The 19,739-nt window shown below is 64.1% G+C and carries 22 protein-coding genes; 11 read left to right on the forward strand and 11 right to left on the reverse strand.

Annotated elements, in window-relative coordinates; all coding sequences use genetic code 11:
- Positions 1-96 precede the first annotated feature (96 nt).
- From frdD to coq7, 5 genes are all read right to left on the reverse strand, one after another.
- Positions 97-462 (reverse strand): fumarate reductase subunit FrdD, encoded by a 366-nt coding sequence (frdD, locus tag FYK34_RS11210; RefSeq protein WP_149296477.1) that lies wholly within the window; start codon positions 460-462, stop codon positions 97-99.
- Positions 459-857 (reverse strand): fumarate reductase subunit C, encoded by a 399-nt coding sequence (locus FYK34_RS11215; RefSeq protein WP_149296479.1) that lies wholly within the window; start codon positions 855-857, stop codon positions 459-461. Before FYK34_RS11215 ends, frdD begins: the two co-directional genes overlap by 4 nt.
- Positions 854-1,600, reverse strand: coding sequence for a succinate dehydrogenase/fumarate reductase iron-sulfur subunit (locus tag FYK34_RS11220; protein WP_149296481.1), 747 nt, complete (start codon positions 1,598-1,600; stop codon positions 854-856). The genes FYK34_RS11215 and FYK34_RS11220 overlap by 4 nt, the downstream gene beginning before the upstream one ends.
- Complete coding sequence (gene frdA / locus FYK34_RS11225) at positions 1,597-3,372, reverse strand: fumarate reductase (quinol) flavoprotein subunit (RefSeq protein WP_149296483.1); 1,776 nt, start codon at positions 3,370-3,372, stop codon at positions 1,597-1,599. Before frdA ends, FYK34_RS11220 begins: the two co-directional genes overlap by 4 nt.
- Before the next feature lie 193 nt (positions 3,373-3,565).
- A complete protein-coding gene (gene coq7, locus FYK34_RS11230) occupies positions 3,566-4,186 on the reverse strand; it encodes a 2-polyprenyl-3-methyl-6-methoxy-1,4-benzoquinone monooxygenase (protein WP_149296485.1) in 621 nt (206 codons plus the stop codon).
- A gap of 128 nt (positions 4,187-4,314) precedes the next feature.
- Between coq7 and ppa the strand changes: the two genes are divergently transcribed.
- Both ppa and FYK34_RS11240 read left to right on the forward strand, forming a co-directional pair.
- On the forward strand, positions 4,315-4,842 hold the full coding sequence (ppa, locus tag FYK34_RS11235) for an inorganic diphosphatase (RefSeq protein ID WP_021478635.1): 528 nt from the start codon (positions 4,315-4,317) through the stop codon (positions 4,840-4,842).
- A gap of 169 nt (positions 4,843-5,011) precedes the next feature.
- Positions 5,012-5,725 (forward strand): hypothetical protein, encoded by a 714-nt coding sequence (locus FYK34_RS11240; RefSeq protein WP_149296487.1) that lies wholly within the window; start codon positions 5,012-5,014, stop codon positions 5,723-5,725.
- A 58-nt stretch (positions 5,726-5,783) separates the two neighbouring features.
- Here FYK34_RS11240 and FYK34_RS11245 read toward each other — a convergent pair whose 3' ends face one another.
- Positions 5,784-6,353 carry a phasin family protein gene (locus FYK34_RS11245; RefSeq protein WP_149296489.1) on the reverse strand — a complete coding sequence of 190 codons (570 nt, stop codon included), beginning with the start codon at positions 6,351-6,353 and terminating at the stop codon, positions 5,784-5,786.
- A 388-nt stretch (positions 6,354-6,741) separates the two neighbouring features.
- On the opposite strand from FYK34_RS11245, the gene minC reads away from it, so the two are divergent.
- From minC to FYK34_RS11290, 9 genes are all read left to right on the forward strand, one after another.
- Positions 6,742-7,473, forward strand: coding sequence for a septum site-determining protein MinC (gene minC, locus FYK34_RS11250; protein ID WP_149296491.1), 732 nt, complete (start codon positions 6,742-6,744; stop codon positions 7,471-7,473).
- A 19-nt stretch (positions 7,474-7,492) separates the two neighbouring features.
- Positions 7,493-8,305: a septum site-determining protein MinD gene (minD, locus tag FYK34_RS11255; RefSeq protein ID WP_149296493.1), complete on the forward strand. Its 813-nt coding sequence runs from the start codon at positions 7,493-7,495 to the stop codon at positions 8,303-8,305.
- A 3-nt stretch (positions 8,306-8,308) separates the two neighbouring features.
- On the forward strand, positions 8,309-8,566 hold the full coding sequence (gene minE, locus FYK34_RS11260; protein WP_011136924.1) for a cell division topological specificity factor MinE: 258 nt from the start codon (positions 8,309-8,311) through the stop codon (positions 8,564-8,566).
- A gap of 3 nt (positions 8,567-8,569) precedes the next feature.
- Positions 8,570-9,508: a hydrogen peroxide-inducible genes activator gene (locus tag FYK34_RS11265; RefSeq protein WP_149296495.1), complete on the forward strand. Its 939-nt coding sequence runs from the start codon at positions 8,570-8,572 to the stop codon at positions 9,506-9,508.
- Between the two features lie 104 nt (positions 9,509-9,612).
- A complete protein-coding gene (locus FYK34_RS11270; protein ID WP_149296497.1) occupies positions 9,613-9,978 on the forward strand; it encodes a VOC family protein in 366 nt (121 codons plus the stop codon).
- 116 nt (positions 9,979-10,094) lie between these two features.
- The gene (locus tag FYK34_RS11275) at positions 10,095-12,053 is read left to right on the forward strand and encodes an ATP-binding protein (RefSeq protein ID WP_149296499.1); all 1,959 of its coding nucleotides are present in this window, start codon (positions 10,095-10,097) and stop codon (positions 12,051-12,053) included.
- Positions 12,050-12,517, forward strand: coding sequence for a response regulator (locus tag FYK34_RS11280; protein ID WP_196782483.1), 468 nt, complete (start codon positions 12,050-12,052; stop codon positions 12,515-12,517). The genes FYK34_RS11275 and FYK34_RS11280 overlap by 4 nt, the downstream gene beginning before the upstream one ends.
- Before the next feature lie 89 nt (positions 12,518-12,606).
- On the forward strand, positions 12,607-13,236 hold the full coding sequence (locus FYK34_RS11285) for a response regulator transcription factor (RefSeq protein ID WP_168209717.1): 630 nt from the start codon (positions 12,607-12,609) through the stop codon (positions 13,234-13,236).
- Positions 13,237-13,267: 31 nt separating this feature from the next.
- The gene (locus FYK34_RS11290) at positions 13,268-13,597 is read left to right on the forward strand and encodes an Hpt domain-containing protein (protein WP_149296503.1); all 330 of its coding nucleotides are present in this window, start codon (positions 13,268-13,270) and stop codon (positions 13,595-13,597) included.
- A gap of 231 nt (positions 13,598-13,828) precedes the next feature.
- Here FYK34_RS11290 and FYK34_RS11295 read toward each other — a convergent pair whose 3' ends face one another.
- From FYK34_RS11295 to FYK34_RS11315, 5 genes are all read right to left on the reverse strand, one after another.
- Entirely contained in the window at positions 13,829-15,991 is a 2,163-nt protein-coding gene (locus tag FYK34_RS11295) for a chemotaxis protein CheA (RefSeq protein ID WP_231137245.1), read from the reverse strand.
- Positions 15,992-16,032: 41 nt separating this feature from the next.
- Positions 16,033-16,338, reverse strand: a complete 306-nt coding sequence (locus FYK34_RS11300) for an STAS domain-containing protein (protein ID WP_149296505.1) — start codon at positions 16,336-16,338, stop codon at positions 16,033-16,035.
- Between the two features lie 2 nt (positions 16,339-16,340).
- On the reverse strand, positions 16,341-16,706 hold the full coding sequence (locus FYK34_RS11305; protein ID WP_149296507.1) for a response regulator: 366 nt from the start codon (positions 16,704-16,706) through the stop codon (positions 16,341-16,343).
- A gap of 27 nt (positions 16,707-16,733) precedes the next feature.
- Positions 16,734-17,288 (reverse strand): chemotaxis protein CheW, encoded by a 555-nt coding sequence (locus FYK34_RS11310; protein WP_149296509.1) that lies wholly within the window; start codon positions 17,286-17,288, stop codon positions 16,734-16,736.
- Positions 17,289-17,366: 78 nt separating this feature from the next.
- Positions 17,367-19,580: a methyl-accepting chemotaxis protein gene (locus tag FYK34_RS11315; RefSeq protein WP_149296511.1), complete on the reverse strand. Its 2,214-nt coding sequence runs from the start codon at positions 19,578-19,580 to the stop codon at positions 17,367-17,369.
- Positions 19,581-19,739: the final 159 nt, after the last annotated feature.

The raw sequence follows: 19,739 nt of genomic DNA on the forward strand, positions 1-19,739 counted from the left end.
TAACTCTATTAATATGCACAATATAGAGCCATGTTTACTATAAGACGGAAGCTATCCACACGCGAGCATTTTCACACTCACTCCGCCGCCTGCCTGCTAGCCGATCCGCGCCAACATGGCCAACGCCGCCAGCGTGCCCAGGGCGGCCACGCCATAAGTCAGCGCCTTGGCCAGCGGGCCGCCGCGGATGCCGACATCGTGCAGGCTGTGGTAGATGCGATGCGCCGCATGCCACAGCAGCAGGCTGATCAGCCCCCACAGCGCCGCCTTGCCGATCAAGCTGTGCGCCAGCGCCAGCGCGCCCTGGTAGCTGGCCGCCTTGGCCGGCAGCCAGCCCAGCGGCGCTGCGAAGCCGGTGATGGCCACCAGCATGGGGCCAAACAGCGCGGCCAGCATGCCGCCGGCGCCGAACAGCCCCCAAAAGATGGGCGCATGGGAACGCTTCCATTGCCGGTTTTTCATTGCGAGATCCCCCAGACGATGAAGAGCAGCGCCAGGCTGGCCAGCAAGGTGGCGGCGAAGCCGCCTGCTGTGATGGCGGCGGCGGACACGCGCTTGCCGCCTATGATCACCGGCGGCAAGGTGCGCGGCATGATCTTGAACCAGGTGTAGCTGTGGTAGCCGATCATCAAGAGCAGGATCAGGTGGAACAGCAGCGCCAGCGGGCTTTGCAGCGATGTCATGAAGCCATCCCACGCCGCTTCGCCCTGGCTCAGCCGCCACAGGCCGCACAGCAGCACGAAGGCGTAGGCGGCGACGAATAGCGCCGTGCCTTCGTGGATCATGTACTCGATGAAATAAGGGCTCTTCTTCCACCAACCGTCCATCGGACGGACATAAGGCTTGCGCTTGCTCATTTGCATGCTCCCTTGGGCCGGGCGAAGCGCAGGAAATAGTCCTTGGCCACCGCCGTCTTGTTCAGGTTCACCGCATTGGCCGGGTCCACCGCCTTGGGACAGACTTCCGAGCAATAGCCCACCGCCGTGCAGTTGAACACGCCCTCCTGCGCGGCCAGCAGCGCCATGCGCTGCTCGGACGCGCCATCGCGGCTGTCCTGGTTGTAGCGGTGCAAGAGCGCGATGGCGCCTGGGCCGAGGAAATCCGGATTCAGCCCATACTGCGGACAGGCGGCGTAGCACAGCAGGCAGTTGATGCAGCCGCTGAACTGGGCGTACCAGTCCATCTGCGCCGGCGTCTGCTGGTATTCGCCCTCGGACAAGGGCTTGTCTTCCTTGGGCACGATATAGGGCGTGATGCTTTCGAGTTTCTCGATGAAGTCGTCCAACACCACCACCAGATCGCGCTCGATCGGAAAGTGGTTCAAGGGCTCGATGCGCACCTTGCCGGGGTAGTCGCGCAGAAAGGTCTTGCAGGCGAGCTTGGGCACGCCGTCCACCATCATGCCGCAGCTGCCGCAGATGGCCTGGCGGCAGGACCAGCGGAAGGCCAAGGTGCCGTCGAGATAATCGCGGATGTATTGCAGGCCCTGCAGCACCGACATGTCGTCGCTGTACGGCACCTCGAAGCCCTGCAGCCACGGCTCCTGGTCCTGCTCCGGCCGGTAGCGCAGCACCTCGATCTGGATGGTTTTGTCCGTCATGCCTGTTCTCCTTTTTCTGCGGCCACCCCCGCCGCGCCGTAAGCGCGCACGCCGGGTTGAGACGTGGTGATCTTGACCTCGCCATACTCGATGCGCGGCGCGGCGTTCGGCTGGTACACCGCGTGGCTGTGCTTGAGGAAGTTGGCGTCGTCGCGCTGCTCGTAGCCATCCAGCCGCTGGTGGGCGCCGCGCGATTCCCTGCGATTCAGCGCCGAGTGCGCCATCGCCTCGGCCACGTCCAGCTGGTAGCCCAGCTCGATGGCCAGCAGCCAGTCGCTGTTCCACACGCTGGACTTATCTTCCACATTGACGTTCTGGAAGCGCTGCTTGAGTTCGGCCAGCTTGTCGCAGGTGGCGCGCATGCTGTCTTCCATGCGGTAGATGCCGCAGCCGGCCTCCATGGTTTCCGCCATTTCGCGGCGCAGGTCGGCGATGCGCTCCGTGCCGTCCTTGGCGCGCAAAGCGTGCAGGCTAGCCTCCGCCGCCTCGGCCTGCTTCAACAGCGATTCGCGCCTGGCCGGCCTTTGCTCTCGGGCAAATCGGGCGGCTTCGACGCCGGCCACCTTGCCGAACACCGACAACTCGGCCAAGGAGTTGGAGCCCAGCCGATTGGCGCCGTGGATGCCAACGCTGGAGCACTCGCCCGCCGCGTACAGGCCGGGCATCGGCGCGGCGCAGCGGCCATCCACCAGGATGCCGCCCATGGTGTAATGAACGGCCGGACGCACCGGGATCGGCTCCTTGGCCGGGTCGATGCCCAGGAACTCTTCGGCCAGCTCGCAGATTTGCGGCAGCCGCTCGCGCAGCTTGGCGTGGCCCAGGTGACGCAGGTCCAGATACACGGCCGAACCCCACGGCCCCTGCACGGTGCGTCCCTTCTGCTGCTCGTACCAGAAAGCCTGGCTCAGCCGGTCGCGCGGGCCCAGTTCCATGAATTTGTTGCGCGGCTTGTCCTCGGCCGGCCCCAGACCATAATCCTGCAAATAGCGGTAGCCATCCTTGTTGACCAGCAGGCCGCCCTCGCCGCGGCAGGCCTCGGTGAACAACAGCCCGGTGCGCGGCATGCAGGTGGGGTGGTACTGGACAAACTCCATGTCGCGCAGCGGCACGCCATGGCGGTAGGCCAAGGCCATGCCGTCGCCGGTGACGATGCCGCCGTTGGTGTTCTCGCGGAACACTCGCCCGGCGCCGCCGGTGGCCATGATCACCGCTCCGGCTTCGATCAGCAGGCTGTCGCCGCTGGCGATCTCGATGGCCAGCACGCCGCGCGCCTGGCCATCCTCGACGATCAGGTCGGCGCAGAAGTATTCGTCAAAACGTTTGATGGACGGAAATTGGATCGATGTCTGGAACAAGGTGTGCAGCATGTGGAAGCCGGTCTTGTCGGCCGCGAACCAGGTGCGTTCTATCTTCATGCCGCCGAAGGCGCGCACATTGACGCTGCCGTCTTCCTTCCGGCTCCACGGACAGCCCCAGTGCTCCAGCTGCACCATCTCTTCCGGACATTGGCGGACGAAGTATTCGACCACGTCCTGTTCGCACAGCCAGTCGCCGCCGGCCACAGTGTCGTGGAAGTGGGCGTCGTAGCTGTCATGGTCCTGTTTGACCGCCGCCGAGCCGCCCTCCGCCGCCACCGTGTGGCTGCGCATCGGATACACCTTGGACACCAGGGCGATCTTCAGCTGGGGATCGAACTGGGCGGCGGCGATGGCCGCCCGCAATCCGGCGCCGCCGGCGCCGACGATGACAACATCCGCCTGGTAGATTCGCATCTAAAGCCTCCTGCAGGAAATGGCAAGTCTGCCCGCAGGCTAATCCATGGCGGCCGCGCCGCTGTAGACCTTGGTCAAGCGCGCGGGAAACGGCGGCCAGCCAGGCGGCTGCGCCATGATTGCGATCAAGAAACGGCAAAACAAAACCCGCGCCGGATGGGCGCGGGTTGCGGGAACGACGGAAGCAATCGCGTCAGACGCGATAGCTGGCGCCTGTCATCAGCTTGGCCGACAGCTTCATCGCCGCCTTCAAGGGCGCCGGCAATTCGGCCGCGCCCAGCTCGTGGGCCATCTCGGCGTGTTGAAGCTCGTCGTCGCGCATCTGGGCCACGATGGCGCGGCTGCGCGCGTCGCCATCCGGCAGTTCGCGCAGATGGCCGTCCAGGTGCGCGCCCACCTGGCGTTCGGTCTCCTGCAGAAAGCCCAGGTTCCACTTGTCGCCCAGCACGCCGGCCGCCACGCCCAGCGCCAAGGAGCCGGTATACCACAAGGGATTAAGCAGGCTGGGGCGGCCGCCCAGCTCGCGGATGCGGCGCTCGGTCCAGGCCAGGTGCTCGATTTCTTCCTGCGCCGCCTGCTTCAAAGCCTCTCGCGCCGACGGATCGCGCGCGGTCAGCGCCTGGCCCTGGTACAAGGCCTGGGCGCACACCTCGCCGCAATGATTGACCCGCATCAGGCCCAACGCGTGCTTTTTCTCGGCAGCGGAAAGTTCGCTCTCCGCCACGTCCTGGTCCGGATGCGCGCGCCCGCTGTTGGCCGGCGCGCACAAGGTGCGCAGGCCCTTGTCCAGTTCGATGATCAGCTTGTCCAGCATAGCCGCGCTTCTCCCGCATGCGTATTTCGTCAAACCGGCGATTATACCTCGCCGGCACAGCGCCGGCAGCTGCTGATATAATCGGCCGGTTAAACCCATTTATTACTCAACACGAAGGATTGCGCGCAATGAACCTCGCAAGCATCGGCCCGGGCAAGGACATGCCGGGCGACTTCAACGTCGTCATCGAAATCTCCGCCAACGCCGCCCCGATCAAGTACGAATTCGACAAAGAGTGGAACACGCTGGTCGTTGACCGCTTCATGGGCACTTCCATGATGTACCCGGCCAACTACGGCTTCGTGCCGCAAACCCTGGCCGGCGACGGCGACCCGGTGGACGTGCTGGTCGTCACCCCGTTCCCGCTGCCGCCGGGCGTCGTGGTGCGCTGCCGCGCCCTGGGCCTGATCAAGATGGAAGACGACGGCGGCGTGGACGCCAAGCTGGTCGCCGTGCCGGTGGAAAAGCTGTGCCCGATGTACAAGTCCATCCAGAAGCTGGAAGACCTGCCGGAACTGCTGCGCGCGCAGATGGTGCACTTCTTCGAGCACTACAAGGATCTGGAAAAGGGCAAGTGGGTCAAGATCCAAGGCTGGGGCACGCTGGAAGACGCCAAGACCGAGCTGGTCGAAGGCATCGAGCGTTTCGGCAAGTAAGCCGTTTCCCGCCCGACAAACCGGCCGCTTGGCCGGTTTTTTATTACCCGCCCGATGCTGCATTGCACAATATCAGCATTCCGCCGGATAATGGATTGCCGCGGCGGACGAGTTCTGCCACGCTTCAAATCAGCAACCGCGCCCGATGGCGACTCCGTGATATCCGACAATGGCCGTTTCCTACCGCATGCGGGGACAAGCTCCCCATCTGTCCTGGTTCTTGCGCCGGCTAGAGGCGCAAGGGTTGGCGGCTGGGCGGGACCACGGCGCGCCCTCCGTCTTGCCGGCCGGCTGGATCGGCGTCGAACTGGAAGGACACTGGCTGGACTTGGCCCAGGATGACGACCAGGCCCTGGCGGAACGGCTGGACTACTGTCGGCAAGCCGGTATCGAACTGGTGGAGCTGGCCGGCGAATGGCTTCCTCCCGCCGCCGAGCACGGTTTCATGCTGCTGGTGGGCAATGCGCCGCAACCTGACAGCGCCGCCTGGCAAGTGCTGGACGCGCTGGCGCCGCAGGCCGGCTGCTGGCTGCGCTGCGGGCCGGCCCACAGCGCGCGTTTCTGCCAGCGAGCCTTCAGCGCGCTGCTGCATGCCTGCCATGCGGCCCTGCCGCCGCCCGAGCCGCTGGCCCGAGCCATGCCATGGGAAACGCTGCTGCAAGCGCAGTGGCAGCTGGCGGACAAACTGCGCCAGCTCTCCGCCGCCTATCTGGCCGAGCGCGTTGGGCTGCAGCCCCCCTACCCTTCGCCGTTGCCGGAGTCGGCGCGCCATTACGCCGCCAACCTGGCTCGCGGCATCGTGCTGGCCCTGCCGCATGAGCAGGACTGGGACGCCTGGCTGCAAAAACTCGCCGCACTGCAGCCCGCCCCGCCCGGAGAATGAAAAACCCGCCGCCGGCTTAAGCCGGGGCGGGTTACGTCTTCCGAAGCCGCGAGCGGAATCAGGCAGCGGTAGTGGTGGCCGTCTTCTTGCGCGCTACGGCGGCACTGGCGGCCTTGGCCGAATTGGTGGCGGCTTCCACGCCAGCCTCGGCGATCTCGGCGCCTACCTTCTTGGCGGTCTTGGACACGCTTTCAAAAGCAGCGGTGGAGGTGTTCAGCAGGGTCTTCAGCGCGGACACGGCGATGTCGGAGCCGGCCGGAGCATTCTTGGAGAAGCGCTCCAGGCTGGTCTGCAGCGCCTTGTTGTTCTCGGCGATCTGCTCTTCGACGAAGGAGGTCAGTTCGTTCTGGGTGACCAAGGCGGCGTCGTAAACATGACGAGCGGCGGAGAAGGCCTGATCCAGCACCGGCTGCGCCAGGCTGCTTTGCACTTCGCCCAGAGCCTTGACGTCCTTGGCTTCGGTCAGCGCCTTGAAGGCTTCGGCATTGTCGTTCAGCAGCTTGCGGGACAGGTCCAGCTGCAGGCTGGCCATGCGCTCGGCGCCGGCCAAAAAGATGGAGGACAGGCGTACGGCCTTGTCGAACTGGGATTGGCCGAGGGCGGAGAATTCTTGCGTGGTGGTAAACATGTAATCAGCTCCTAGAATGTCGTGGACACAGCGATACAGCAGCGATACTGGCGTTCCGCGCAAGGATGTTGCGGCGCAACAACCACACTTTACCGCTTACGTGAACGTCAGGTCAAGCATTTGCTGCACCGCACAATGGACTAAGCGGTTATTCCTGCGCAATTTTTACTACAGCATCATTCCATATTGATGACACGAAGACACCTGCCCTGGCGGACACGTGCAGGCGTGTTTTTTGCGCAACGCGTCATTCGCCGTCCGCGCGCCGCGATCCTCCGCCGCTCGGCGCGATGGCCCCGCGCCATCGTTAGCTTGATCCAACCATTGAAAGCCCGTCTGCAAGCCAGTACACTCGGCCCATAGAAGAAATCTATTTAAAGTCATTCCCATGAGCCCTGTGGCCAACGCCTTCGACATCAAATCCGCCAGCCTAGACCTGCTGGCCCTCCTGTTGCGCACCGATAATCTGGACGAATTGAGCCAGGCTCTGGACGCGCGCTTCGGCAACACCAATGACGCGCCCGCGGAAGCCTTCGTGCTGGATGTGGAAGCCCTGGCCAAGCCGGCGGAGCTGGACCTGGGCCGCCTGCTGCCCTTGCTGAGCCGCCGCGGCATCCGCGCCGTGGCGCTGCGCCACCCGGACAACGCGCTGGCCGCCGTCGCCAGCCGTTTCGGCCTGGCCTTCGCCAACAGCGCCGCCCAGCCGCGCTCGGTGCAGGCCGTGCAGGAGCCAGCCAAGCCCGCGGCCGAAGCGCCTGCCGCGCCGGCCCCTGCCGCGCTGCCGCCCTCATGCATGATCATCGACCGTCCGGTGCGCGCCGGCCAGCAGATCTACGCCAAGGGCGGCGATCTGGTGGTGCTGGCCATGGTCAATACCGGCGCCGAGGTCATCGCCGACGGCAACATCCACGTCTACGCGCCCTTGCGCGGACGCGCGCTGGCCGGCGCCCGCGGCAATGACCAGGCGCGCATCTTCACGCGCAGCATGGAGGCCGAGCTGGTCTCCATCGCCGGCGTCTACCGCACCATAGAGCAAGCCTTGCCCGACAGCATTCTGGGCAAGCCCACCCAAATTTATCTTGAAAACGAGCGCCTGGTGATGACGGCGCTCGGCGAGTGATTCTTTAGAGGAAAGCCCCGTGGCAAAAATCATCGTTGTGACATCCGGCAAGGGTGGCGTAGGCAAAACCACCACCAGCGCGAGCTTTGCTTCCGGCCTGGCACTGCGCGGCCACAAAACTGCCGTGATCGACTTCGACGTCGGCCTGCGCAACCTGGACCTGATCATGGGCTGCGAACGCCGCGTGGTGTACGACCTGATCAATGTGGTCAACGGCGAGGCCAGCCTGAACCAGGCCCTGATCAAGGACAAGCATTGCGACAATCTGTTCATCATCCCGGCCTCGCAAACGCGCGACAAGGACGCGCTGACGCTGGACGGCGTGGAAAAAGTGCTGAAGGACCTGGGCGACGCCGGCTTTGAATACATCGTGTGCGACTCCCCGGCCGGCATTGAAAAAGGCGCGCTGATGGCGCTGTATTTCGCCGACGAGGCCCTGATCGTCACCAACCCGGAAGTGTCGTCGGTGCGCGACTCCGACCGCATCCTGGGCATTCTGTCGTCCAAATCCAAGCGCGCCGAGGAAGGCCGCGAGCCGGTGAAGGAGCACCTGCTGATCACCCGCTACGCGCCGGGCCGCGTGGACAAGGGCGAAATGCTGTCGGTGGACGACGTCAAGGAAATCCTGCGCGTGCCGCTGATCGGCGTCATCCCGGAATCGCAAAGCGTGTTACAGGCCTCCAACGCCGGCACCCCGGCCATTCACCTGAAGGGCAGCGACGTGGCCGAGGCGTATGGCGACGTGGTGGCGCGCTTCATGGGCGAACAGCGCCCGATGCGCTTTCTGGACGCGCCCAAAGTGGGCCTTCTCAAGCGCCTGTTCGGAGGTTAAGCCATGTCATTGATCGATATGATTTTTGGCAAGCGCCAAAAATCCGCCGCCATCGCCCGCGAACGCCTGCAAATCATCCTGGCGCACGAACGCAACGGCCGTCATGCGCCGGACTACCTGCCCGCGCTGCAGCGCGAATTGATGGAAGTGATCTCCAAATACGTGTCCGTCAATCTGGAAGACATCAAGGTGCAGGTGGAGCGCCAGGACGACTACGAAGTCCTGGAGGTCAACATCGTGCTGCCGGAACACCAGCGCTAAGCCATGACGCTGACTGAACTGCGCTACATCGTGGCGGTGGCGCGCGAGCGCCACTTCGGCCGCGCGGCCCAGAGCTGCTTCGTCAGCCAGCCCACGCTGTCCATCGCCATCAAGAAGCTGGAGGACGAGCTGGGCGTCACGCTGTTCGAGCGAGGCGGCCAGGAAGTGGCGGTCACCGAAATCGGCGAACGCATCATCGAGCAATCGCAGCGCGTGCTGGAGGAGGCCGACGCGGTCAAGCGCCTGGCGGGCGAGCATCAGAACGAGCTGGCCGGGCCGCTGAAACTGGGGGTGATCTTCACCATCAGCCCCTACCTGCTGCCGCGGCTGATCCCGGCCCTGCGCATCCTGGCGCCGGACATGCCGCTGATCCTGGAGGAGAACTACACCTCCCGACTGGCGGAAATGCTCAAGCGTGGCGAAGTGGACGCCATCATCGTCGCCGACCCGTTCGAGGAAACCGGCATCGAAGCCTGGCCGCTGTACGACGAGCCCTTCGTCGTCGCCACGCCCAAGGGCCACCCTTGGGAAAAGCAGCCATCCATCGAACCCTGCCAGCTGTCGGAGGAAAGCGTGCTGCTGCTCAGCCCCGGCAACTGCTTCCGCGACCAGGTGCTGCAGGCCTGCAGCGAACTCTCCAGCCGGCCGGCGCAAGGCCATAATCTGGCCAGCACGCTGCAGGGCAGCTCGCTGAACACCATACGCCACATGGTGGCCAGCGGCATGGGCGTCACCGTGATGCCGGCCACCTCAGTCGGCCCCGGCGATGAATCGCTGCTGTCCGTGGTGCCATTCAGCCAACCGGCGCCGCAACGCCGCGTGCTCTTGGTGACGCGCAAGCAGTTCTTCCGCAAGAAAGCCATCGAAACCCTGCAGCAGGCGGTATTCCGCTCCGGCCTGAGCAGCGTGAACATGCTGGAAGGCGAGGCCAAACTGACATAGGAACGGTTGACGCTTAGTGCAACCGCCCCTAGCATCGGCATGTCAGACCCCCCGCCCGGGCAGCCGCGGCGGGCTTTCTTTTGCTCACAACCAAGGACAGTGGCATGGAAAATCTGCATTCCGTCGAGTTGAAGGCCTTTATTCCCAGCCGCGATTTCGCGCTATCGCAAGCCTTTTACCAGGACATCGGCTTCGACATGAAGTCCGCCGTCCATGGCGTAGCCTATTTCGCCCACGGCAACTGCAGCTTCCTGCTGCAGGACTACTATCACCCGGAATTCGCCGCCAATTGCATGATGCACTTCCTGGTTGAAGACGTCGCCGCCTGGCGTGCGGAGCTGCTGCGCCGCGGCATCGCCGAGAAATACCAAGTCAAAATCGGCGAACTGAAAGAACAGCCCTGGGGCATGCTGGACTTTCCGTTGATCGACCCCTCCGGCGTGCTGTGGCATATCGCGCAGAAGCTGTAACGCGCGGCAAGCGCGCCTCCCCGCCCCGCGCCGGAGGCGCGCCCCCAAGCGATTTGTTCGCGGCATCGCCGGAAACTATTCTTCATGGACAGACCTAACCGCACGCCAGGACTCCCATGCAGAAACCGGACAGCCCAAGCAATGAAAGCGAACGCATCGCGGCGCTGCATGCGCTGAACATCCTCGATACGCCGCCGGAAGAGCGCTTTGACCGCATCACGCGGCTCGCTCAGCACATCATGCAGGTTCCCATCGCCCTGGTCAGCTTCGTCGACGCGGGGCGGCAGTGGTTCAAATCCCATCAAGGGCTGGATGCCCGGCAAACCAGCCGCGACATTTCCTTCTGCGGACACGCCATTCTGGGCCGCGACATTTTTTGCGTCGCCGACACGCGCCAGGACCCGCGCTTCGCCGACAACCCGCTTGTCACCGGCAGCCCCCACATCCGTTTCTATGCCGGCGCGCCGCTGGATATAGGCGGCGACCTGCGCCTGGGCACCTTGTGTGCGATTGATCGCGTACCGCACAAGCCCAGCCCTGAGCAGCTGGCCGCCCTGCGCGACCTGGCCGCCAGCGCCGTCGATATGATGCTCATGCAACCCGCCGTCGATCTGATCCAGCAGCTGCACGACTCCGACGCGCGCCTGCGCGCCGTGCTGGACAGCGTGATAGACGGCATCATCACGCTGGACGCCCACGGCGTCATGGAAAGCGCCAATCCCGCGGCCTGCCGCATTTTTGGCCGCAGCGCCGGCGAAATGGCCGGGCACAACCTCGCCATGCTGATCGCGGAGCCAGGTCCGGGCCTCCCCAGCGGCTGGCTTGGCCTGGCGGGGCCCGCGCCCATCTGCGGCAAGGGACAGGAGTTCATCGGCCGGCGCCGCGATGGCGCCACCTTTCCATTGGAGCTGTCCATCATTGAAGTGGACCTGCAAGGACGCCGCCTGCTGGTGGCGGTGGCGCGCGACATTTCCGAACGCAAGAAAGTGGAGCGCCTCAAGAACGAATTCATCTCCACGGTCAGCCATGAGCTGCGCACCCCCTTGACCTCCATCCATGGCGGCCTGACGCTGGCCTTGAGCGGGGCCGGCGAGGCGCTGCCGCCCAGGGTCAGGCAGTTGCTCGAGATTGCCAGCCGCAACTGCGAGCGGCTCACCGTGCTCGCCAACGACATACTGGACCTGGAAAAAATAGAGGGCGGCCATCTGGAATTCGCTTTCGAGCAAATCGACCTGTGCGCCCTGGTCAAGCAAGCGATCCACTGCAACGAGGCTTATGCGCATCAGCATGGCATCCGGCTGCAGGCCTTGAACGCCCTGGGGCAGGCCCATATCATCGGCGACCCCAACCGGCTGATGCAGGCCATTTCCAACATCCTGTCCAACGCCGTGAAATTCTCTCCCCCCCATGGCGCCGTGGAGATTTCCATCCATCCCTTGCCCGAGCGGTACCGGGTGGCGATACACGACGAAGGAAGAGGCATACCGGAAAGCTTCCGCCACGAAATCTTCAATCGTTTCTCACAGGCAGACAAACTGGACACCAGGGAAAAAGGCGGCGCCGGGCTGGGACTGAGCATTACCAAAGCCATTATCGAACGCCACCATGGCGTACTGGACTATGAGAGCACCATGGGCACCGGCACTACGTTCTTCTTTGATCTGCCCGCCGCCAGGGCGCCGGCCGCCGCGACACCCTGCCGTCGCCTCTTGATCTGCCAAAGCGAGGAAAGCGAGGCGGAGTCATTGCGCGCCTCGCTGTCCGCGCGCGGCATGGAGAGCGACAGCGCTTACCGTGGCGTCATTGCGATCGACTTATTGCGGCACAACGCCTATCAGGCCATCTTGATCGATCTGACCCACCGTGAAGACCTGGCCATGATTGAGGCCATCCTCAATATGCGGGGCGTGAGCGCGCCGGCGGTCATCCTGCTCTCCGAGTGCGTCAAGAAGGACTATCTCAAGTCGATCCAGCAGGAGGGCCTGGCGATACACTGGATTCCCCGCCATGCCCCCCTGGCCGAACTGGAAAACAGCATCTTGTGCGCCATGCGTCATGAGCGCTGTCTGAAATGAAGCCGCCTGCCGCGCGACGGCCGCCCATGGCAGCGACGCCCTCGCCATCGGCCCGATCGCCAGCCCAAGGAGCCGCCATGCCACCCAGAAAAATACAGCTGATGTTCATCGATGACGACCCGGACATCAGGAGCATTTTCGCCTTCGCGTTCGAGCAGGAGCCAGACATGGAAATCCGGCTATGCGCATCCAGCATCGACGCCATCGCCTGCGCCGAGGCCGCGCCGCCCGACATCATTTTACTGGACGTGATGATGCCGGAGATGGATGGCCCTAAGACATTCAGCCGCTTGAAAGCCATCCCGGCGCTCGCCTCGACGCCCATCATTTTCATCACCGCGAAAGTGCAGAAGCATGAGATCGAAAAGTTGAAGCAGCTTGGCGCCGCCGCCGTGATAGAAAAACCTTTCAATCCGCTGGCGCTGCCCGGCCAAATCCGCGCGCTCGCCCAGAAAATCGACTAGAACGAGAATTTCTCTGCGGCCGCGACGCGACACAACGCAGGTCTGCGACCGGCGCAACCGTCGAATCACCCGCGTCCATGAAAGGGAAAATGATGAATGACGATTTTGTCGCCGTCATCGACGACGACGACGAATTGCGCGAAATGTTATGCCTGATGCTGAGCAGCGTGAAAATAGCGGTGAGGGGCTATGCCGATGGACGCTCGTTCCTGGCGGATGCCAGGCGCCGCCACTGCGCCTGCGTGGTGCTGGACATGCGCATGCCGGGCATGAACGGGCTGGACCTGCAGCGCCAGATCCGCAAGGAAACGCTGGACATGCCGATCATCTTCATGACCGCGCACGCCGATATCCGGGTGGTGGTGGACGCCATGCGCGACGGGGCGGTGGAGTTTCTGCAAAAACCGATACAAGGCCAGGAGTTGCTGGACTGCGTGCAGCAATGCTTGCACACGCTGCCGCAAAGAAAACAGAAAGTCCGCGAAAAAGAGGTTTTCCTGGCCAGGCTGGCGAATCTCACGCCGCGCGAAAGACAGGTTTTCGACGCCATCGCCGCCGGCATGAGCAGCAAGCAAATCGCCGACAAGCTGGGCGTGACGCTCAATACCGCGGAGCAATACCGCAGCAGCGTATTGAAGAAAATGCACGCCACCTCCACCGCCAGGCTGCTCAGCTCCCTGGAAGGATGGCAACACCAAGCCGCCGACAAATCCGAGTAGCAGACCGCCCGCGGCGCGGCGAAAGGAGAGCATGGACGCCTCTGAAACGGAAAAACGGATGCAGGCATTGCGCGTGCAATATCAAATCCGCCTGCTTCGGCAGCTGGGCGAAATGCGGGACCTGGCCGCCCAGTTGGACGGCGGCGAGGCCGACCACGCGATTTATCGCGCCCTGCATGGCCACCTGCACAAGCTGGCCGGCTCCGGCGGCACCTTCGGCTTTCCGGAACTGAGCCGCCGCAGCCTGCGCCTGGAGAGCCTGCTCGACGATTGGCTGAGCGAGGGCCTGCCGCGCATGGACGCGTCCATGCGCCGACAATTCTTGAGCGATCTGTACGAACTCGCCTCCCTCCGCGAATGAATGACCGCGGGTCGGCCCCGTCTCAGGCGCCGCGCGGCATGGCGCCCGCCCGGCGCGATCAGGGCCAGCCCAGGCAACACGCGCGGGCCAGCTTGGCCATGGCAAACAAGGGGGCGGATGCGGCGCCCCATCGCCTCGATCACCGGCTCACGGACAGTCTCTGGCTCCTCCCCTGACGCACCACGTCGGAGTCGTCGAGCATCAGCGCGCGGAGTTTGGGCTTGGGCGCGCTCATATCGTCAGCGCCGGCGCATGGATAGCCGCGGGAGCGCTCTGGCGCCGCGATTGCGATTCCCGCGCCACCACGCCCTGGATCAGCTGGACAACGTCGATGATCAAGGCAACCTCGCCGTCGCCGAGTATGGTCGAGCCGGTGACGCAGGGCACATGCTGGAACAGCGCGCCCAAGGGCTTGATGACGGTTTGGCATTTGCCGTAAATCCGGTCCACCACCAGGCCGATGCGCTTGCCGGCGAAACTGACCGTCACCACGCGCGGACGCGGATGGGCCTGTCCACGCTCGCCGAACAGCTGGCGCAAACGGACAAAGGGCAAGGCAACGCCATCCTTGTCCATGTACTCCATCTCCTCCAATCCCGGCGGCAGCTCCAGGCACTCCACCACCATGTCCAGCGGCACGATGAACTGGGCGTCGCCCACGCCGACATGGAAGCCGTCGATGATGGCCAGCGTCAGCGGCAGGCACAGCCGCATGGTGGTGCCGCGGCCGTATTCCGACTCGATCTCCAGCGTGCCGCGCAGCGACTCGATATTGCTTTTCACCACGTCCATGCCGACGCCGCGACCGGACAGATTGGTGACACGCTCCGCCGTGGAAAAGCCGGGCGCCAGTATCAGTTGATGAATGTCGCGCACGGACAGGTTGCCCCCCTCGGCGACAATGCCCTTCTCCACCGCCTTGCGCAGTATCCTCTCCGGATCCAGGCCGCCGCCGTCGTCGGACACCTCGATCATGATCGCGCCTGACTCATGGTAGGCCTTCAGCGACACCGTGCCCTGCATGGGTTTCCCGCGCGCGATGCGCGTCTCCACCGGCTCGATGCCGTGGTCCATGGCATTGCGCAGCAAGTGCATCAAGGGGTCCGCGATCTTGTCCACCATGGACTTGTCCAGCTCCGCCTCCGCGCCGGAGATGCGCAGCTCTATCTCTTTGCCCAGTTCTTTGGCCACGTCGCGGACCACGCGCGGAAAACGGGAAAAAACCTCGCCTATCGCCACCATGCGCAGCTGCAGCGCCATGTCGCGCACCGCCTCCACCAGCGCCAGCAGCTGGGACGCGGCCTCCAGCATGGCCGGCTGGGCGGTTTTGGCGGCCAGGGCCTGATTGCCGGCGCCGGCGATGACCAGCTCGCCCACGCGGTCGATCAGCGCGTCCAGCCGGCAAGCCGGCACTTTGAGGCTGCCGCCCTCGGCGGGGCGCCGCTCCTCCTCGCGCTTGGGCTTGGGCGGAACCGCCGCCGGTGATGCTTCGCCGACTTCGGCTGGCTCGGCCGGCAAGGCCTCACCCTGCGGCAGGACAAACAGCTGGTATAGCTGATCTGGCGTCAAAGATCCGCAAGCCAGCAGGATTTCCCCCACCCGGCCGGGCTCTTCCGGCAGGAATTGAATCAGGCGCAGAAACTTGTCCAGCGGGCTGCGCGGCGGCAGGATGACAATGCTGGCGTTGCCGGCGCAGAACGCGAACACGCTGGCGATCTCCTCCTCGCTGGCCGCGCTGTCCAAGACCACCTCGAACCCCAGGTAGCACAGTTCCGGGTCCGCCGCCTCCAGCGGCGGCAAATGGTCGCAAACCGTTTCCACATGCTGGATGCGGCCATAATGGTTCAGGTAGTTGATGAATTTGAGCGGGTCCATGCCGTCGCCTAGGATGGCCGGGGAAAAGCGCAGGGAGAGATGCCAGAATGGCGACGATGACGCCTCCTCGCGCGGCCCCGCCGGCTCTAGCGGGGCCGGCGCGCTGGCGCGCGCGGCGGGCGCCGCCTCCTGCGCCAGCCAGCGCGACAACTGCGGAATCAGCGCATCGCTGCGGGCGCGGTCCGCCTCGCCGCCTTCCGCCACCGCGGCGATCAGCCCGGCGATATGGTCTTGGCAATCCAGCAGCACGCTGGCCAAGTCCGAATCAAACACAAAGGCGCCGTTGCGCAATTCGTCCAGCACGCTTTCCACCACATGGGTGAAGCGCACCACCTCCTCCAGGCCGAACATGCCGGCCGAACCCTTGATGGTGTGCGCGCAACGGAACAGCGCGGGCAAATCGTCGGCGCCCGCGCCGCCGGCTTCCAGCCGCAGCAGGATGTCTTCCATCTGGCCTATCAGGTCGCGCGCCTCATCCATGAAAATGGCAAAAGCGGCGGACATGGCGTCGTTTTTCATGATGACCCCCAAGTGGATCTAAGCAAGATCGCCAAAGCGCCTCACAGGCTGGCGACGGCTGACGGTTCCAGCAGGCTCTCCAGATGGATCAGCCGCACCGCGTCCCGCACCGGTTCGGAAGCATTGCAGAAGCGCACGCTCGAACCGGCCCGGCGCTTGGCCAGCAAGATCAGCTGCAGGCCGGCGGTGTCGATTTCCGTGACCCCGGCCAGGTCTATGCTATGCGGGCCATCGGTCCGCAACAGCTGCATCCAGGCCGCGTACACCGAGGAGGCGGTGTAGATGCCCAATTCGCCCCTGAACAGGTGGCATCCCGTTGCCGCGTCGAATTCCAGGCTGTAGTCCATGATCAGCTCGCCAACAATTCCACGGCCGCCAGCATCTGCTTGGGCTGAAACGGCTTGACCATCCAGGCCTTGGCGCCGGCGGACTGGCCGGCCTTCTTCTTGTCCTCCGCCACCTCCGTGGTCAGCATGATCACCGGCGCGCACTTGTACGCCGGGTTTTTCTTCAGTTCCTGGATGAAAGTGAAACCGTCCATATTGGGCATGTTCACGTCCGAGATCACCAGGCTGACGCGCTGCCCCTTCAGTTTGGACAAGGCGTCGGCGCCGTCGCAGGCCTCGATCACCTCGTAGCCGGCATCGGTCAGCGTCATCGCCACCACGGAACGCAGGGACGCGGAATCGTCCACCACCAGTATCAGTTTTGCCATGGCATTGCTCTCCTTAGCTATCGGGCGTCAAACCAGATCGGCTTGGCGCAGGTCTCGCTCTTCCATCCGCGCCACCGCGGACATCTCCGCGATGGACAAGGCCCGCGCGACATTCAAAATGATCAGGAAACGATTTTCATGCCGCGCCAGGCCGGCGATGAAGTCGACGTCTATCTGCGCGCCAAACGCCGGCGGCGGCTCGATATCCGCATCGTCTATCTCCACCACGGCGGTCACCCGGTCCACCAGCAGGCCGATGACGTGCATCGCCTCCTCGTACTCCACTTCCACAATCACATAACAGCTGCGGCGGCTCACCACGATGGGGCCTCGGCCAAAACGGACCGCCAGGTCCAGCACCGGCACCACCGCGCCGCGCAGATTGATCACCCCGCACACGGCGGCCGGCATCATCGGCACCGCCGTCGGCGTGTCGTACTCGATGATTTCGCGGATGCGCTCGATCTCGATGGAGTAAGCGCTTCCGCCCAGGCTGAAGGCGAGGTAGAGCTTGCCGCCGTTGGACTCCCGCTGCGCGGCGCCTGTCGCCGTGCCTGAATTGGATACTGGATAGCCAGCCATGCATGTCTCCCTGGCGGGGACGGCGCCTTCACGCCGCCCTCCGCCTTGTCGATTCTTCCGCCGCGCCGCGCGCGGCCCTCAGGCATAGGAGCGGTTGCCGCCCCTCATCAGCGCCATGGTGTCGCGCATGGCGTTGCCCTGCGAATCGCGCAGCTCGAATTGATCCATCAGGTTGCGCAGCAGCTCCGCCTGCTCGGCCACCGACTGCGCGGTCGCCGCCAGTTCTTCCGACGCCGAGGCGGTTTGCTGCGTGGTCAGATTCAGCTGGTTCATCGCCGTATTGATCTGGCTGGCGCCCATGCTCTGCTCGTTGGACGCCGCCGTGATTTCGCGCACCAAATCGGCCGTCTTGTTGATGGATGGCAGCATCTCGGACAACAGTTGGCCAGCCTGTTCGGCCGTTTGCACGCTGCTGGCCGCCAGGCTGCTGATCTCCTGCGCGGCGATCTGGCTGCGCTCGGCCAGTTTCCGGACCTCGGCCGCCACCACGGCGAAGCCCTTGCCGTGCTCGCCGGCCCGCGCGGCCTCGATGGCGGCGTTCAGCGCCAACAGGTCCGTGCGGTAGGCGATGTCGTCGATGATGCCGATCTTGTCGGCGATGGAGCGCATCGCCTTCACCGTCCCGTCCACCGATTCGCCGCCACGTATCGCGTCCTTGGCCGACTGGCTGGCGATGCCGTCCGTCACCACCGCGTTGTCGGTGTTCTGGGCGATGGAGGCCGACATCTCCTCCATGGAGGACGTGGTCTGCTCCAGGCTGGCCGCCTGCTCGGTGGCGTTCTGCGACAGCATTTGCGAGGCGCTGTTCACCTGGCTCAGCGCGTTGGAAATCTCTTCTATCGCCTCGCTGACCTGGCGTATGGTCTGAGCCAGCTGGTCGACGCTGGTATTGACCGAGCGCTTGAGCTGGTCGAAATCGCCGGCGTACTGCCCTTCCACCGAGCAAGTCAGGTTGCCGGTGGCCAGCGCCTCCATCACCCGCATCACCTCCTTCACCGGCCCCGCCATGCCGTCCAGCGTCTTGTTGATGCCCTCGACAATGCGGCGGAAATCGCCGCGATGCGCATTGGCGTTGGCCCGCGCTTCCAGGCGCCCCTCCAGCGAGGCCTGAACCAGCATGTCGGTGTCCGCGATCAGCGTCTTGATATTGGCTCGCACCTGTTCGACGATGTCGTTGATGAAGCGCTTCTTGCCCGGAAAGGCTTCCAGCGGCGCTTCCATATTGCCCTCGCCGAATGCCTGGATGCAGGCCATGGCTTTTTTCTTCGCCGCGATATGGCCGGCCACCATGGTGTTGACCCCGGCCGCCATGGTCCGATACGCGCCCTCGAATTTGCTCTCATCCATGCGCACGTCGATATCGCCGGCGTCGTGCTCGACCGACATATGCTTCATCTCGCCGATAAAGGCCTGGATATTGGCGCGCACTTGCTCAACCGTGTCGTTGATGAAGCGCTTCTTGCCGGGGAAGGTTTCCAGCTGGGCGTCGAAATTCCCCTCGCCGAACGCCTTGACGCAAGCCATGGCCTTTTTCTTCACCGCGATATGGCCGGCCACCATATTGTTGACGCCCGCCGCCATGGTCCGGTACGCGCCCTTGAATTTGGCCTCGTCCATGCGCACGTCGATATCGCCCGCGTCATGCTCGGCCGACATGTGGTTCATGTCGCCGATGAAGGTCTGGATATTGCCGCGCAGCTCCTCGATCGTATCGTTGATGAAGCGCTTCTTGCCGGGGAAGGTTTCCAGCTGGGCGTCGAAATTGCCTTCGCCGAATTCCTTGATGCAGGCCATGGCCTTTTTCTTCACTGAAATATGGCCGGCCACCATCTGATTGATGCCGCTCACCATCTCGCGGTAGGCCCCCTGGAACTGGGCCTCATCCATGCGCACGTCGATATCGCCGGCCTCATGCTCGCTGGACATGCGCTTCATTTCGGTCAGCAATGCCTGCAAGTTCGACTGAATTTGCATGGTCAAGCCGGCGATGCGATCGGCCTCGTCATGGCCAGCCGTCGGCAGACGAAGATTGAGCTGGCCGGCCGCCATCCGCTCCAAACCCTCGGCGATGGCCGGCAGGCTGTTTGCCGGGCCGCGGGACAGCCATGCCGCCACCCATAACAAGGGCAGGGAAATCGCGCCGGCCAATGCGGCGACATGCAGCCCAATCCTCGCGCCTTCATTGGCGCTGCCCTGCGCGATGAGCAAGGCGATATCGGAAATCACCGCCAACACAATCAAGAGCGTCAACGATGCGCTTACCGCGCGCTTTCGGTTATCAAACAAAGCCATGATGCACTCCTTGGTGAGTAACGCTTGAGATTGCGACCGAACCGTGATCCAAGCCCGAGCGCCTTTTCCCCCTTGCTGCCTGTTCTGCTTGAAGCTTGTTTTTGTAAGCGCCCAATGCCTTGCCCGCTTCTCTGCCGACGGCTTGCCAGCACACCCTGC

It is taken from the genome of Chromobacterium paludis (genome assembly GCF_008275125.1).
Taxonomy (GTDB): Bacteria; Pseudomonadota; Gammaproteobacteria; order Burkholderiales; family Chromobacteriaceae; genus Chromobacterium; species Chromobacterium paludis.